At 32.1% G+C, this 14,406-nt stretch carries 20 protein-coding genes; 8 read left to right on the top strand and 12 right to left on the bottom strand.

The features are described 5' to 3' along the window. Positions 1-123: 123 nt before the first annotated feature. The 3 genes from ACLBXA_RS12635 to ACLBXA_RS12645 form a co-directional block, all read right to left on the bottom strand. Positions 124-327 (bottom strand): DUF4028 family protein, encoded by a 204-nt coding sequence (locus ACLBXA_RS12635; RefSeq protein ID WP_000635853.1) that lies wholly within the window; start codon positions 325-327, stop codon positions 124-126. Positions 328-494: 167 nt separating this feature from the next. Then, a complete protein-coding gene (locus tag ACLBXA_RS12640) occupies positions 495-1,025 on the bottom strand; it encodes a general stress protein (RefSeq protein WP_001100085.1) in 531 nt (176 codons plus the stop codon). Positions 1,026-1,061: 36 nt separating this feature from the next. Next, entirely contained in the window at positions 1,062-1,202 is a 141-nt protein-coding gene (locus ACLBXA_RS12645; RefSeq protein WP_001004568.1) for a hypothetical protein, read from the bottom strand. 235 nt (positions 1,203-1,437) lie between these two features. Between ACLBXA_RS12645 and ACLBXA_RS12650 the strand changes: the two genes are divergently transcribed. From ACLBXA_RS12650 to ACLBXA_RS12660, 3 genes are all read left to right on the top strand, one after another. After that, complete coding sequence (locus tag ACLBXA_RS12650; RefSeq protein ID WP_447617239.1) at positions 1,438-1,689, top strand: hypothetical protein; 252 nt, start codon at positions 1,438-1,440, stop codon at positions 1,687-1,689. Positions 1,690-1,893: 204 nt separating this feature from the next. Beyond that, positions 1,894-4,584 carry a response regulator gene (locus ACLBXA_RS12655; protein ID WP_000836705.1) on the top strand — a complete coding sequence of 897 codons (2,691 nt, stop codon included), beginning with the start codon at positions 1,894-1,896 and terminating at the stop codon, positions 4,582-4,584. Between the two features lie 16 nt (positions 4,585-4,600). Further along, entirely contained in the window at positions 4,601-5,458 is an 858-nt protein-coding gene (locus tag ACLBXA_RS12660; RefSeq protein WP_000429058.1) for a CheR family methyltransferase, read from the top strand. A 188-nt stretch (positions 5,459-5,646) separates the two neighbouring features. Here ACLBXA_RS12660 and ACLBXA_RS12665 read toward each other — a convergent pair whose 3' ends face one another. The 5 genes from ACLBXA_RS12665 to rsbV form a co-directional block, all read right to left on the bottom strand. Next, positions 5,647-6,789, bottom strand: a complete 1,143-nt coding sequence (locus tag ACLBXA_RS12665) for a fused response regulator/phosphatase (protein ID WP_000025524.1) — start codon at positions 6,787-6,789, stop codon at positions 5,647-5,649. A 172-nt stretch (positions 6,790-6,961) separates the two neighbouring features. Beyond that, positions 6,962-7,402, bottom strand: coding sequence for a ferritin-like domain-containing protein (locus tag ACLBXA_RS12670; RefSeq protein WP_000017755.1), 441 nt, complete (start codon positions 7,400-7,402; stop codon positions 6,962-6,964). 69 nt (positions 7,403-7,471) lie between these two features. Beyond that, on the bottom strand, positions 7,472-8,248 hold the full coding sequence (sigB, locus tag ACLBXA_RS12675) for an RNA polymerase sigma factor SigB (RefSeq protein WP_002083014.1): 777 nt from the start codon (positions 8,246-8,248) through the stop codon (positions 7,472-7,474). Then, positions 8,211-8,693 (bottom strand): anti-sigma B factor RsbW, encoded by a 483-nt coding sequence (rsbW, locus tag ACLBXA_RS12680; protein ID WP_000970581.1) that lies wholly within the window; start codon positions 8,691-8,693, stop codon positions 8,211-8,213. Before rsbW ends, sigB begins: the two co-directional genes overlap by 38 nt. A gap of 6 nt (positions 8,694-8,699) precedes the next feature. Further along, positions 8,700-9,038 carry an anti sigma b factor antagonist RsbV gene (gene rsbV / locus ACLBXA_RS12685; protein ID WP_002106052.1) on the bottom strand — a complete coding sequence of 113 codons (339 nt, stop codon included), beginning with the start codon at positions 9,036-9,038 and terminating at the stop codon, positions 8,700-8,702. Positions 9,039-9,235: 197 nt separating this feature from the next. On the opposite strand from rsbV, the gene ACLBXA_RS12690 reads away from it, so the two are divergent. Next, complete coding sequence (locus tag ACLBXA_RS12690; RefSeq protein ID WP_000390994.1) at positions 9,236-9,436, top strand: hypothetical protein; 201 nt, start codon at positions 9,236-9,238, stop codon at positions 9,434-9,436. Between the two features lie 181 nt (positions 9,437-9,617). On the opposite strand, the gene ACLBXA_RS12695 is transcribed toward ACLBXA_RS12690, so the two are convergent. From ACLBXA_RS12695 to ACLBXA_RS12705, 3 genes are all read right to left on the bottom strand, one after another. Continuing rightward, positions 9,618-9,869: a GlsB/YeaQ/YmgE family stress response membrane protein gene (locus tag ACLBXA_RS12695; RefSeq protein WP_000522902.1), complete on the bottom strand. Its 252-nt coding sequence runs from the start codon at positions 9,867-9,869 to the stop codon at positions 9,618-9,620. 75 nt (positions 9,870-9,944) lie between these two features. Beyond that, positions 9,945-10,145, bottom strand: coding sequence for a CsbD family protein (locus tag ACLBXA_RS12700; protein ID WP_000004259.1), 201 nt, complete (start codon positions 10,143-10,145; stop codon positions 9,945-9,947). 50 nt (positions 10,146-10,195) lie between these two features. Next, positions 10,196-10,585: a general stress protein gene (locus tag ACLBXA_RS12705; protein ID WP_000448818.1), complete on the bottom strand. Its 390-nt coding sequence runs from the start codon at positions 10,583-10,585 to the stop codon at positions 10,196-10,198. Positions 10,586-10,798: 213 nt separating this feature from the next. Between ACLBXA_RS12705 and ACLBXA_RS12710 the strand changes: the two genes are divergently transcribed. Continuing rightward, on the top strand, positions 10,799-11,254 hold the full coding sequence (locus ACLBXA_RS12710; protein WP_000720869.1) for a hypothetical protein: 456 nt from the start codon (positions 10,799-10,801) through the stop codon (positions 11,252-11,254). Between the two features lie 84 nt (positions 11,255-11,338). On the opposite strand, the gene ACLBXA_RS12715 is transcribed toward ACLBXA_RS12710, so the two are convergent. Next, the gene (locus tag ACLBXA_RS12715; RefSeq protein WP_000120211.1) at positions 11,339-11,752 is read right to left on the bottom strand and encodes a hypothetical protein; all 414 of its coding nucleotides are present in this window, start codon (positions 11,750-11,752) and stop codon (positions 11,339-11,341) included. 324 nt (positions 11,753-12,076) lie between these two features. Here ACLBXA_RS12715 and ACLBXA_RS12720 point away from each other — a divergent pair, with 324 nt between their 5' ends. The 3 genes from ACLBXA_RS12720 to ACLBXA_RS12730 all read left to right on the top strand — a co-directional run bounded on the left by ACLBXA_RS12720 (position 12,077) and on the right by ACLBXA_RS12730 (position 14,127). Then, positions 12,077-12,184, top strand: coding sequence for a YjcZ family sporulation protein (locus ACLBXA_RS12720; RefSeq protein WP_000505670.1), 108 nt, complete (start codon positions 12,077-12,079; stop codon positions 12,182-12,184). 431 nt (positions 12,185-12,615) lie between these two features. Then, positions 12,616-13,146: an RNA polymerase sigma factor SigX gene (locus ACLBXA_RS12725; RefSeq protein ID WP_000955505.1), complete on the top strand. Its 531-nt coding sequence runs from the start codon at positions 12,616-12,618 to the stop codon at positions 13,144-13,146. A 3-nt stretch (positions 13,147-13,149) separates the two neighbouring features. Continuing rightward, the gene (locus ACLBXA_RS12730) at positions 13,150-14,127 is read left to right on the top strand and encodes a DUF4179 domain-containing protein (protein WP_000650416.1); all 978 of its coding nucleotides are present in this window, start codon (positions 13,150-13,152) and stop codon (positions 14,125-14,127) included. Positions 14,128-14,406 lie beyond the last annotated feature (279 nt).

The raw sequence follows: 14,406 nt of genomic DNA on the forward strand, positions 1-14,406 counted from the left end.
AGTTGTAGTTTTGATAAGCTTTCTTATGACTTTATTATGACACGGAAAAAGTATCTAATCTATTGAATTACCTTACAGGAATGTGACAGTTTTGTAATAATAAAACGCGCATTATGTTCCATTTTAATAAAGCGCTTTAATATTGGGATACATAAACGATTCTCTATTTTCTTTCCAATCTTTTTCTACTTCTTTAAAAGTTGGTCGTCCTAATTCTTTATTATTTTCATGTTTACTAAACCACTTTTTCACATACTGGTCTCCATTTTTATTTTGAACTGTACAAAGGAAGCTATTACTGCTATCCTTTAATATTTTTACAATCACGAAAAGGCACCTCTTCCCTTTTAAATAACATGATAGAACTTGATCTTTTACTATAAGCCCTTCCTCTCTTATAGTCATACGACTCCTCGGCCGCGCCAAAGTTGTAAGATCAAAAAAACGATATTCACTATGTTTATATTTTGCATAATTGATATGTGAAGTAAATATTATTTAAAGAAATCAGAGTTATAAGCATTATGCTTATCAAATATTTTATAAATTTCTAACTTATCATCTAATGTTGCATCTACTAAAATTAATATATTTCCATCGTAAATATATTCTTCATACTTTTTAGCATGTTCTTCTGGAATTCCTAATCCTATAAATGCTCCTATTAAACTTCCAGCTCCTCCGCCAATACCAGCTCCACCAATAGCTGCTGCGATTGGTCCTGCTGCTACAATTGGACCCATTCCAGAAATGGCAAGTATACCAAGGCCAGTTAATAAACCACCTAGTCCCCCTGCTACTCCTCCTGCTACAAGCCCTGTCGCTGAAAAGATATCTGCTTTATGTGCAGTTTCATTCTTAACTTTTTCACCCGATTTTTCTTCCAGGTGTTCAATTTCCTTTTGATCCTTCGCAATAGCTGAAATGTTATCTGCTGGGTATCCTTTATCATTTAATTCATTAATAACGAGTGCCGCATCATCAATTGTTCTAAAAACACCTACTATTTTTCTATCTACATTCATAACTATTAACCTCCTAAAGTTTTATATAATGTATCTTTATTTTTCTTCATTTCTGTATACACTAACCTTCTTATTAACATAACCATTTACGAAAAATGCGAATAGTAAAAGCACTACAAGTGAACTACTTAACAAGTAAATTAAATCAAATGTAATATCAATCATCATTTCATTCATGTATACCAGGCTCCTTTTTATTTAAAGTAAAAGTATATTTTGATAGACTAATCTACTAAACATAGACATCTTACAATTCATCTTCAGTCAATCTCTTTATAGTATATGTATACCCTTCCTAACTCTTTCTAAACGTAAAAAACTTTAATTATATTTTTCTTATTTATACGTTTAACATCTTCTAAAACGGGTATGTTTATATTGTTATGCTCACTATATGGAAAGGAATATTACGATGAACGCCATTCACTCTACTACTATTTCTTATAATGAAACACCTACAATAACTCAGATTCATCATTTTTATGCTTTAATGACAACATTTCAAGCTAATTTGTTTATAAGTAAACATGGAACAATGACATCAATCAAAAATTTAAGCACTCTAGTATCCTTTTTCCTTATTGTAAAAAAGAAAGATCTTGTATTATTTATTTTTGAAGGAATAGATGCAAAAAAAGCTTTAAGAACACTCTTTCCTTCTTAGAATGTTTGTTATCCTCTATTCCCCCGTTTACTACCTTTCATATATGTTTTTATATTTCAAAATGATTTCCTCTATGAAAAAAGAACCCCCTAATACAGTAGGGGGATTTCTAGTTTGGCCTTATGAAAACTGATATAATATATATTACGTTTTTTATTCTTTAAAATAGAAAACTTTTAATAATCTTGAAGGTAGGAATTTTTGATGAAATCGAAAGCAAAATTTAGTATTCGTTACAAAATTATGGCTGGTTATTTAGTTATCATTTTGTTCTTGCTTATTTCTTTCATTATGTTAAACAATGGGATTTCCAGTTTACAAAAATCTCGTAATTTTATTATTGATCACGATTTTAAAGTTCTTAATTTAACGAATCAAGTGGAGAAAGATTTACTAACAATTGAAAATAAAGCGAAAGGATTTATCACTTCTAATGATGCAAATTACGTTCAATCCCTTAACGCTGCAGAAAAGGATTACGAAAAACATTATCAAGATCTTTTTTCTTTATTAGAGGATAACCCCTCTCAGCAAGAAAAATTAAAACAGATTAACGAAAACATTACTAGTTGGATTAATAAAGAGATTCACCCACTCATTACAAATAATAATAGTAATAATGTACAAACAATCGACACGACTCAAATTCAGTCATTACAGTCGCAGCTAACTAACTTCCGTAGCACTGAGGAGCAACTAACGAAAAAAAGAGCTGCACAATTAGATATTGAAAATAATAAATTAGAGATTTGGTTATACAGTTTATTGTTCTTACTTTCTTGTATTTCCATTATCGTTTCACTCTATATTTCGAATTCCATTACAAAAACGATTAAAAATGTAATTCAAGCTATTAAATCCATTTCTTCCAAAGAAAAAATTACGGAAAGAATTCATGTAAACAGCCATGATGAAATAAAAGATCTAGCTCATACAACGAACCACTTACTAGACGAAATATCGAAAAGAGAGTGGTTGCAAACCGAGCTTGCAGAATTAATTTTAATGTATCAAGGTGTATCTTCTATTGAGATGTTAGGTAACAAAATTCTTAGTGGGGTTATACAAAAAACGCAAACTTCTTGCGGTGCATTTTATGTTCGTGAAGAAATTGAAGACACTGTCTACTATGTGAAGAAAGCTTCTTTCGCCGGTCAAGGTCCTGATGTTGGAAAACAGTCTATTAAAATGGGTGAAGGTTTCATTGGACAGTCTGCTTTAGAAAAGAAAAGTTTTATTCTCAGGGACATACCTGAAGAATTCCGTTACGTTACTACTGGATTATTAGAAATACGCCCTAAAAACCTACTAGTCATCCCTATCTTATTTGAGGATGAAGTAATTGCAGTAATGGAGTTAGTAAGTGTAACTGAGATTTCAGACTTGCATCAAGATTTAATTCAACAAACTGTTGATAATCTAGGTTTGACAATCCATAGCATTATGGGACGTATGCGAATTCAAACTCTTTTACATGAATCACAAGCAATGACAGAAGAGTTACAAGTTCAATCAGAAGAATTGCAAACGCAAGCGGAAGAACTACAAATGCAAGCAGAAGAATTACGAACAACGAATGAACAATTAGAGTCTAGAACTGAAGAAGCTGAGCAGAAAACAGCTGACTTACAAATTACTAAATCAGAATTAGAAGAAAAAGCAAGTGAGTTGTTACGCAGCTCAAAATACAAATCTGAGTTCCTAGCAAATATGTCACATGAATTACGCACACCGTTAAATAGTATTTTACTATTATCTGAAATGTTAAGAGAAAATCATGATAATCATTTATCGGATGATGAAATTGAACTAGCAACTGTCATTCATTCATCAGGGAAAGACTTACTTACTTTAATTAATGACATACTAGATTTATCTAAAGTAGAAGCAGGCAAACTAGACATCATTTTTGAAGCAACGAACATAAGTGACATGGCAGCCAATATGCATCAAAACTTTTTACATATAGCTGCACAAAAAAATGTCGAATTTACTATTGAAGACAGTGATACGATTCCAGATTTGTTTTATACAGATGCAAAACGGATTGAACAAATTATTAAAAACTTACTATCCAATGCATTTAAATTCACAGAAAAAGGATCCGTCTCTTTACATTTCAATCCGATAGAAACAACCAATTTGAGTCATGATATGCAATCTATAAGTAAAGAGTGGATTACAATTTCAGTAAAAGATACTGGTATTGGTATCGCTAAAGAACAGCATCAACTTATTTTCGAAGCCTTTCAACAGGCAGATGGAGCAACAATTCGGAAATATGGTGGTACAGGCTTAGGGTTATCTATTTGTAAAGAGTTTGCTAGATTATTAGGTGGTTGGATTACGTTAGAGAGTAATTTAGGAGAAGGTAGTACTTTCACGGTATATATTCCTAACCTTCCAAATGGATTACATGATATACAGTTATCCAATTTAGAAGTCGCAGCAACGGTAGATGACGTTATTCCTGCTGAAGTTGTTGAAGAAACTATCGTTACTACCGAAACAAATAACGTCTTCCAAGAGAAAACCATTTTAATTGTCGATGATGATCATCGAAATATATTTGCGTTACAAAATGCATTAAAAAAACAAAACGCCAACATTATTACTGCCCAAAACGGCATAGAGTGTTTAGAAATACTAAAAAGCAATACAAATATTGACCTTATTTTAATGGATATTATGATGCCTAATATGGACGGTTATGAAACGATGGAAAATATCCGAATGAACTTAGGGTTACATGAAATACCTATTATCGCATTAACTGCTAAAGCAATGCCAAATGATAAGGAAAAATGTTTATCTGCTGGCGCTTCAGATTATATAAGTAAACCATTAAACCTACATCAACTCTATTCGGTAATGAGTGTATGGTTAATAAAATAAGTGAGGTTTAGTTGGAGTGGAAAATAAGTATTATAATTTTGATCCATCAGTAGATACGGATAAGCGTACGAACTTAGAAATTGAATTACTATTAGAAGCGGTATTTAAACTATCAGGATTTGATTTTCGCCAATATGCTCGCACATCTATTTATAGAAGGATTTGCAATAGAATGCAGCTCTCTAATATCCCTACCATTTCAAAATTAATTGAAAAAGTAATTCATGAAGAAGGGTTTTTAGAACAGTTATTAAATGATTTCTCCATTAATGTAACTGAGATGTTCCGTAATCCTGCTTTTTTTAAAGCGCTAAGAGAGCATGTTATTCCTGAATTGAAAAAACATCCTGAAATTAGAATTTGGCATGCTGGATGCGCAACTGGTGAAGAAGTATTATCAATGTCCATCTTACTTCACGAAGAAGGATTAAGTGAAAAGGCTGTTATTTATGCAACAGATATGAATACAAATGTGTTAGAAAAAGCAAAACAAGGCATACTTTCATTAAATAAAATGCAAACTTACACGAAAAACTATTTACAAGCTGGCGGTACACAAGCATTTTCTAACTATTATTCGACGGATAGTCGTTTTGCTTATTTCAATCCATCACTTTTACAAAACATTATTTTTGCACAGCATAATTTAGTAACCGATCAATCTTTTAACGAGTTTCATATTATACTTTGTCGTAACGTTTTAATTTACTTTACAAGTAAACTTCAAAACCAAGTGCAGCAACTATTTTATGAAAGTTTAAGTCACAATGGATTTCTATGTTTAGGGAATAAAGAAACTCTTCGTTTTTCAGATATAATGCCGCATTATACCCAATTTAATCCTAGCGAACAAATTTATCAAAAAATACAATAAAGTGAAACTTTAATCAGATGGGGGGGATTCCCCACTGATTATCAGCCCTCACCAATCGGGCGTTTACGGACAGTTGATCTCCCACCTGCCTTCTTTGCTTCAGACTAAATTTTTTGGTGGGAGTCTTACTGCCCGTTAATGCGGGATAAAAAGCGTATGAAATCCTCTGTTTGGATTTCATACGCTTTTTATTTTGCATTCGTTTGTATCATAATTAGGCACATATCATCTGATTGTGCTTTCTTCTGTTCTCCCTTATAAAACCCTTCTATCTCGCCTTCTAAATCTCCCCATTTTCTTTCTGTAAAAGTACGTAATTTCTCTTCAGCCTCAAATTCATCATTTGCAATTGCTTCAAGAACACCATCTGTAAACAATACGATTTGAGCGTTCTTCTCAAAAGGTATAACTGTCTTTTCAACTTTTATTTCATCAAAAAATCCTACCGCACAACTCCCGCGATTTAGTTCAACCATATTTGTTTCATCAACTAAAACGTATCCAGAAGGATGCCCTGCATTTACATATTCAATCGTTCTCTTTTCTGTATCTACTACTAAATATATCGCTGTAAAATAATATGGAATATCGTCATTCTCATTATGTAAAAGAGTCATATATTTATTTAAGTCTTTAATGACAAGTTCTGGATCGATTAAAGATTTAATCGTTTCACGTAATACAGACGAAATAAACATACAAACTAATGAAGCAGATATACCATGTCCCATCACGTCTAATAATATAATACCGTAGCGGTTTTCATCGATTTTATACCAATAATACATATCTCCAGCTAATTTAAATGAAGGTAAGTAACTTGCTTCAATTTTTATATAATCTTCTCTTAATGGGCTACTTAATAAGTTTCTTTGTACTTGCGTAGCTAAATCTAGTTCATTCCGAAGATTTTCTTCTTGTTCTTTATGCCAATTTAATTCCGATTTCAAGCGTAACGCTACACGCATACGTGCTAATAGTTCAACTTTATTTATAGGTTTCGTAATATAATCCATTGCCCCCATATCAAGAGCTTCGGCCAACTTATTTGCATCCTCTAAAGCTGTAACAAAAATAATAGGAATATCTTTAAACTTCTCCTCTTTTTGTAATCGCCTACAAACTTCAAGTCCATCAATTTTAGGCATCATAATATCTAATAGTATTAAGTCAATTTCATTATGCCTGGAAGAATCTTTTCCAAACTGTATGTATTCGAAGAGCTCTTGTGCAGAATTGAGCGATACAAGATCATGATATCCGGCTTGTTTTAAAATTTTCTCAATTACAAATATGTTAACCGGATTATCATCAACAATTAAAATGGACACAAGTTATTTCCCCTTTTCTTATTTAAAATGTAAATCTATTATCATTTTCTATTTTTCTAGTATTACATACTCAGTTACAAAATGAAAATTTCGTACTCAAACATATTTATACAACAAAAGAACAAACCCCTAGAAATAGGAATTTGTTCTTTCACTGTATAAATTTCTACTTTTAATTTAACACCATTGCTTTATCATTTAAAAGACGATCTAATTCTTCCATATGATTTGTTTCATCTGCAATCATATCTTCTAGTTTTACAACTAACTCTGTCATATTTAATTTCGCTGCCTGTTCTTTTCTCGTTTCATAACGCTTAATTGTTTCATATTCTGATTGTCTAGCGGATTCTAACATTTCTCTAACATCTTCTACTTGTTTCACTGGTAAAGGGATCGTAGTAGGTGTACCACCTAACGTCTTAATTTTCTCCGCTAAATATAGGGCATGTCCTTGTTCATCACTAATTTCAGATTCAAAGAAAGGTTTCAATACTTGTCTATATATACCAGAAACTGTAGCTGCATTATGGTTATACATAATAATTGCTGAGTATTCTCCTGCTAAATCTTCATTCAATCCTTCGATTAGTTCTTTCACATCGTGTGACATTTTTATATCTCCTCCTATACTTAATAAGTACCCCTTTCCTCATGTTTTAAACATAATTATTTAAAATTTTTATGTATCTAAAAATGCAGCTTGCTTCAATTTACTTATCGCTTGTCTTTTAATACGAGAAACGTGCATTTGCGAAATACCTAACCGTTCTCCTGTATCTTTTTGATTTAAATTTTCTCCAAATATATAATGAATAACACTCTTTTCCGTATCATTTAATACGTTAAAAATATCCTCTAAAACGAGACGTCTTTCTGTCTGTTCATATCCTTGCTCTACTTCACCTACAGATTCAATTCTCGCTACCGAACTTCCATCAGATGAATTTTCAACTACATCATCTAAGGAAGATACTCGATAATTATTTTTCGCATCCATAATCTCTAGAACTTCCTCTTCCGATAGTCCTAAATGATTTGCAATTTCTATTATCTTCGGTGAACGTTGCAGGTGATCTGTTAACTCCTCTATCGCAAGTTTAATTTTCCCGCCTAAATCTTTAATTCGCCTTGGAACATGAATACCCCAAGTTTTATCACGTAAATACTTCTTTATTTCGCCTACTATTGTAGGTATTGCAAACGGCTCAAAAGCATTCCCTATCGAATAATCATACCTTCTTATTGCGCCTAAGAGCCCTAACATCCCTACTTGTATAATATCCTCATGCATCGGCCCGCCTTTTGAATAGCGATATGCAATGGAATATACGAGATTTTTATAATGATCAACTAACCTTTCCTGCGCTTCATTACATTGGTTTTGTTGGAATTCTGCAATTAGCTTAATAACGTCTTCTTTAGTAAGAGTTGTAGGTTGAGATTGGATTTCCATCATTCTCCACCTGCTCTCTTTGTATATATTTTGTCATTAAAACTGTCATGCCCTCATCATGCATGATTTGTATATCATCCATTAACGTATTGATTAAATATAAACCTAAACCATTTTCCGGCAAATGTTCTACTGGTTTATTAATATCATACGGACCGACTTTACTTTTTAAGCTACTGAAATCAAAGCTAACTCCATTATCCGCAGCCATAATTTCTAATCGATCTTCATATAGACCAAAGACAATTGTAATTTCTCCAACGTCTTCTTTATATGCATGTTGTACAATGTTTGTACATGCTTCACTAATAGCAATTTTCATATCTTCTATATCGTCATAAGCAAAGCCCATTCGATTCGCAACACCAGCCATTGTTAAACGAATAATAGCCACATATTCTGCCTTTGCAGGAATTTTCATTTCTATCTTTTCAAATCTCTCCATCATCCCTAGTCACCTTCTTTCTACTTTTTCAAAATCGGAATTCAAATTTAATATTTCTGTTAACCCTGTAATATCGAATAATCTTTTTAATCTTTTAGATACACCGATAAACTCTAGTTTTCCATCATTTTTCTTAACTGCTTTTAATAGCGCTATAAAAACACCTAAACCAGTACTATCCATATAATCTACGTTATGAAAATCTACTACAATATGAACCTCTTTTTCGCTTGTAATAGGCATTACCTTATTTTTTAAATCTGATGCCGTATACGCATCAATCTCACCATTAAGTTGTACCGTATAACCTACATCATTTTGCAAAATATTTATTTCCAAATTCATCATTTCCGCCCCCTTATCTCAAACTTTTACTATTTAATTACCCATAAAAATTAGTTTTAAACATATTTTTTTATTTTCATTATAAATAAATTTTCTACACCTTTCTCAGCTTAACACTAAAAAAAATACTACCGAATGTTTAAACCTTATAAATTTGTGTATGTATAATGTATAAACATTATTTTTAGGGGGATCTATCTATGGAAGAGCACAACTTTAAAAAGGGAGATTTCGTTCAATTTTCTTATCGACACGATCATGCTACAAAGTTAGTTGGTTCCATTATTAATATACTAACAAATACAATTGTAGTTGATATAGGTAATAACGAGGACTTATCTCATATAGAGCCAAGGCAAGTCGTAAGAATAAATAATTGTGAAAAAGTAACGATGGTTTAATACATAATAAAAAGTGTAATTTCAATGAGCGGGGGCCTTCATCCCCCCGCTCATTCCTATGCAGATTACATTAAAAAAGCATCCAAATTATTTTCATTGGATGCTTTTTTATGTATATTTATCAGTTCATTAACCCTATCGCTATATATAACAAACTTAAAATTACTATTCATTATCATACTTACGCTTTCCGTAGCATTCTAGAGAAGAATGTGACGATTAAAATAAAGACGATTGCGCCTAATAAAGCTGGAAGAATAAAGATGCCTCCCCATTCAGGACCCCAGTGACCAAATAATGCACTACCAACCCAAGATCCGATTAATCCAGCAATTACATTACCAACTATACCTAAAGGAAAGTCTTTCCCTGTAATCATTCCAGCTAACGCACCAATAAGTCCACCTACAATACACGTAATAATAAGTCCCACAATTAAACCTCCTATATTATTTTTATATTGGATTCATCAAGCTTTGGTATGTAACCAAAGCTTGATGAAAATGTATTATTCTTTATTATCCAACTCATCGCTTATCTTTTGTTTCACTTTTCCGACTTTTTCTTTTATAGTTCCCTTCGTCTTCTCCCACTTCCCTTCATTTTTCAACTCTCTATCTTCTGTAACTTCACCAATTCCTTCTTTTATTTGTCCTTTTTTCTTTTCAACTTTACCCGTAATTTGTTCTTTTAGCCCGCTCTCACTCATATTTCCCATCTCCTTTTCGTAATAGATTTATAGATTTAAAGGATACAAATTTAAATAGAATACATGCATCTTCTTTCTTGTAACCATTCACCGACTCTTTCTAAATCCTTAACGAATAACAAGATTTTCCCTTCATCCAGCTTTTCTTCATAAAAGTTCGCTTCTTCCTCATTAAGCCCTAACTCCTGCATCTTATTTCTTAACTGATCTCCTGTTTTTTGAAAGACGTTAATAATGCTTGTCCCAAGTCCCTCCTCTTTTATCCCAATTGTATTCACGTCTGCATTGTCTGCAATTCTATCTGTCCTATCTTTCTCATGTGTTAATACGTAAATATCTTTTTGTTCTATTCCTTTCTTCACTAGATCATTCGCTGCATTCATGACCTCTTTCTCCGTAATAAATTCATATACAAAAGGTTTACTATACTTCGTTTCCATCTTTAACTTCCTCCTTTAAAATGAATTATTTGTTATATTATATGTAGTACACCTATTTTCGAAATGTTAAACATAAAATTCAAAAAAAGTTATGTGAATTTTGATTTTAATAGAAAATAAACAACATCATTTACCACTTTAAAACATCTTCTACTTACAATAACCTCCTAAATTAACGGAAAATTGTTATAATTGAACGTAAGGAGGGATAATATGAAAAAAATCATATCTATATGCGCTCTAACCGCTCTATCTTTCACTTTAATAGGTTGTACAAGTACCTCGGTTACAGATAAATCTTCACAAGTTAAGCAAGAACATACACAAAATACCTTTCAATTAAACTCCGCAAATATTACCGACATTGAAATACTGAAAACAACAAATAATACTACTTCCAAATCTCAAACAGATAATGAAGAAATGATAAAATCTATCGTTTCAGCAGTTCAAAATGGAACACCTAAAACTATCACTTTAGATCAAAAAAAGAAACAATCTGTGCATTCTACTATAACCGTTACATATAAAGATGACGAAAAAGAAGAGTTTCTTGTTTGGGTTGATAATAAGGAACAAATTACAATTGCCAAAGATGAGAAGAAAGATAAGGTAGAAAGTGTGATAGTGAATATTAAAGATACTAAAATGATGAAGGATTTCTTTTAAAATTCTAGTTAACATTAAAAAAAGAGTAGGATTACATCCTACTCTTTTGTTTAATCATACCCAATAAATAGACTTTTATAAGATCTATTTAAGGTCTAATTTTGCTAAATCATGTTGTAAAACATTATTTCCTTCTTGTGGGTTAAATACGATTGCACTAAGACCAAAAACATTCGTAACAACATCTCTATCTTTCGGACGAATGATTCTTACTTCATAAGCAAACAGTGCTGGAGGAAGAGCTGCTGAACGAAAAGTAACATATCGATTAGGTGGCAATGTTTGTGTTGAAGGGTCTATTAATGGTAACAATACCGGAGAACCAGATGACCAATCAAACATTTCAACAGTTACTCTACGAGTATCATCTGGATCAACATTCATAGCCTCCACAGTAAGAAACAACGTAGCAGAATGTCTACGTAATACACCCGTTGATAAAGTCTCATTGTGATGTTCACAACATTTTTTCGGAGGGTGACCATAGCCATAACTCATACCAATTCCCCCCTTTCATTTACAATTAAGGACAAGTATTCCTTATAATATATAATGTTAGTATTCTTTTAGTGCAAGGTATAAAAGCGGATTTCCATCTATATTTTTGGATATTTTATTTTTCATTTATTCGCTTTTAAAGAATAAAGTGAAACTTTAATTAGCCCTCACCAATCGGGGTCTTACTACCCAGCAAATAGCGAGATAAATCTATTTTGAAAAGGACCTGCTCCATTCATTCGTAAAAGCATAAAGTAAATGGAATCCGTTAAAACACATGAGTGACCCCTTGGTTTTCCCTTCCTATTAAAAGGAGGAACTGTTATGGGCTTTGGTGGTAGTTGTGGCGGCTGTGGCTTCGCTGGAGGATTTGCTTTATTAGTTGTATTGTTTATTTTATTAATTATCGTTGGAGCTGCTTGCTTCTGCTAAAAAACTATCGGAAAAGACACTCATGTGAGTGTCTTTTCTTTATATGTAAAAAAAAGCCCGCCTATTTCCGTAGGCGGGCTTTATCTTTATTACACAATACGAAAGTATACTCTCTTTTTCACTAAAATTTTATGTAATTATACATATTCATGAAAATAGAAGACTTAAATTATGCCAAAATAAAGTGAAACTTTAATCAGTGGGGGGTGTTCATCCACCACTGATTATTAACCCCCACCAATCGGACTTTTACGGGCAGCCCGCCCCCCACCTAACTTCTTTGCTTACGCTGAATTTTGAGGTGGGGGTCTTACTGCCCGTTAATGCGGGATAAAAAATATAAAAAAATATCCAAAAAAACTGTCACAAAATCCGTTTTTCTGGTTTCTCTATAATACAGGTATCAAATTGAAAGTGAGGTTTAAACGGACATGTTAACCATAGAAAATGAAGAAAGTCATGCTTCTGATATGACCTTTGAAGATTTATTTAAGCAGTACTATGCTTACGCTGTGAAACAAATCATCTGGATTGTTAAAGATCAATCTATCGCTGAAGAGTTAGCACAAGAAGTATTTTTACAATTATATCGTAGCGATTGGAAAGGAATTGAAAACATACCTGGATGGTTGATTAAATCTTCTACTTATGTAGCTTATAACCATTTTCGATCTGAAAAAAGGCAGCAAGCGAAGATTGATAAAGAAATACAATACCATGAAGTACAAAATGTTTCATCATTAGACGATGATTGGATAAGAAAAGAAGAAATTACAAAGGTCCAAACGATACTAAATAAAATGAATGATCGAGAACGAACCCTTTTACTAATGAAATTCTCTGGTTTTCAATATAAAGAAATTGCAGAAGTACTTCAAATTGAAATATCTTCTATTGGAACATTATTGGTCCGAGCAAAAATGAAATTCCGCAAGATTTATAAACAAATGGAGGAGGCATAACAAATGAAATGTTATGATATCGGGTTTATTCAAACATATATTGATGGAGAACTTTCTCATGATATAAGAAAGGAATTCACAAAGCACCTAGATACATGTGAAGCATGCCAAGATTTATTAGTAGAAATTAGTAAATTAAATCAATGGGAAAACGTAATGCTAGATGAAGAATCTGCAAATTCACCACAAGAAATCAAAATTGATATAGAACAAGCATGGAAAACATTTGAAAGCCGTTCCAAGTTAGACAATGTTTCTAATATAAATCACAAAAAGCACCAAAAGAAGGGAATGTTTACAAACATGAGTAAAAAATCAAAACGTTTCATTTATACAGCAGTAGCTGCAGCTGCACTTTTTACAACAGCAATGATTCCACAAGTACAAGTGGCGGCTACAAATGTTGCTTCATATTTTTCTGATGCAATTACAAATGATAAAGTTGTAAATGAAGGAATAGGAGATGAAAATGGTGTCATACAAGATATGATGAAGAATGGTAAATATATTCCTATTGATGAAAAAATTACAGATCAAGGTATTACTGTACATCTCAAAGAAGTATTTATCGCAGATGCACGTATATCAGTTCATTATAGAATGGAAAAAGCTGATGGTAATTTAGTACCATTTGAATTTGATACATCAGGATTAAATCTTGAAAATGATGGTAAAATTAATGGGCAACAAGAGGAAAACCCTGAGATTAAAAATGACGGGAGACTATCATTTATCCATGATTCAGATGATCGTCTTCCTTTTGAACTTATGGCAGCAGGTAAAAAACTAAATGATGTAGGCATTCGTGATAATGATAAACCTGAAGGTGTTGCTACATTTGTTATAGATTCTAAAGGAAAAGACGCTTTTAAACAGCCCCTTACTTTAGATGTAAATATAACTAGAATTGGAAAAGTAATTGGATCTTGGAAAGGTCAAATTCCAATTGATACTTCACATTTGAAAAACAATACGAATTAACATGAAAAAAAGAATAGAACAATATGTATCTAATTCTCAGTTTATATGTTTTCTTGTTTTCGTTATATTTATTTCTTATATAGTTTTTACTCTATCTTTTATTTATGATTTAAGTTTATAACCTTAAATCAATCATTTAAAACCATTACAAAAAAAAGCCCCCTAAAAAAGTAGGCAAATAAATAACCGGTTTCTTAACGTATAAGGAATCGGTTATTTTGTATTTAAAATGCGTCTAGACGTACAATTTTTTTGATATGGTGACCTCTAATAAACCAT

Source organism: Bacillus sp. D48C (assembly GCF_053345735.1).

What these genes read in the sequence shown, in the direction of transcription:
- ACLBXA_RS12640 (WP_001100085.1), bottom strand. Translation starts at nt 1,025, where the DNA reads ATGAATGTAGATAGAAAAATAGTAGGTGTTTTTAGAACAATTGATGAT.
- ACLBXA_RS12645 (WP_001004568.1), bottom strand. Translation starts at nt 1,202, where the DNA reads ATGAATGAAATGATGATTGATATTACATTTGATTTAATTTACTTGTTA.
- ACLBXA_RS12650 (WP_447617239.1), top strand. Translation starts at nt 1,438, where the DNA reads ATGAACGCCATTCACTCTACTACTATTTCTTATAATGAAACACCTACA.
- ACLBXA_RS12655 (WP_000836705.1), top strand. Translation starts at nt 1,894, where the DNA reads ATGAAATCGAAAGCAAAATTTAGTATTCGTTACAAAATTATGGCTGGT.
- ACLBXA_RS12670 (WP_000017755.1), bottom strand. Translation starts at nt 7,402, where the DNA reads ATGTCACACGATGTGAAAGAACTAATCGAAGGATTGAATGAAGATTTA.
- sigB (WP_002083014.1), bottom strand. Translation starts at nt 8,248, where the DNA reads ATGATGGAAATCCAATCTCAACCTACAACTCTTACTAAAGAAGACGTT.
- rsbW (WP_000970581.1), bottom strand. Translation starts at nt 8,693, where the DNA reads ATGATGGAGAGATTTGAAAAGATAGAAATGAAAATTCCTGCAAAGGCA.
- rsbV (WP_002106052.1), bottom strand. Translation starts at nt 9,038, where the DNA reads ATGATGAATTTGGAAATAAATATTTTGCAAAATGATGTAGGTTATACG.
- ACLBXA_RS12690 (WP_000390994.1), top strand. Translation starts at nt 9,236, where the DNA reads ATGGAAGAGCACAACTTTAAAAAGGGAGATTTCGTTCAATTTTCTTAT.
- ACLBXA_RS12700 (WP_000004259.1), bottom strand. Translation starts at nt 10,145, where the DNA reads ATGAGTGAGAGCGGGCTAAAAGAACAAATTACGGGTAAAGTTGAAAAG.
- ACLBXA_RS12705 (WP_000448818.1), bottom strand. Translation starts at nt 10,585, where the DNA reads ATGGAAACGAAGTATAGTAAACCTTTTGTATATGAATTTATTACGGAG.
- ACLBXA_RS12710 (WP_000720869.1), top strand. Translation starts at nt 10,799, where the DNA reads ATGAAAAAAATCATATCTATATGCGCTCTAACCGCTCTATCTTTCACT.
- ACLBXA_RS12715 (WP_000120211.1), bottom strand. Translation starts at nt 11,752, where the DNA reads ATGAGTTATGGCTATGGTCACCCTCCGAAAAAATGTTGTGAACATCAC.
- ACLBXA_RS12720 (WP_000505670.1), top strand. Translation starts at nt 12,077, where the DNA reads ATGGGCTTTGGTGGTAGTTGTGGCGGCTGTGGCTTCGCTGGAGGATTT.
- ACLBXA_RS12725 (WP_000955505.1), top strand. Translation starts at nt 12,616, where the DNA reads ATGTTAACCATAGAAAATGAAGAAAGTCATGCTTCTGATATGACCTTT.
- ACLBXA_RS12730 (WP_000650416.1), top strand. Translation starts at nt 13,150, where the DNA reads ATGAAATGTTATGATATCGGGTTTATTCAAACATATATTGATGGAGAA.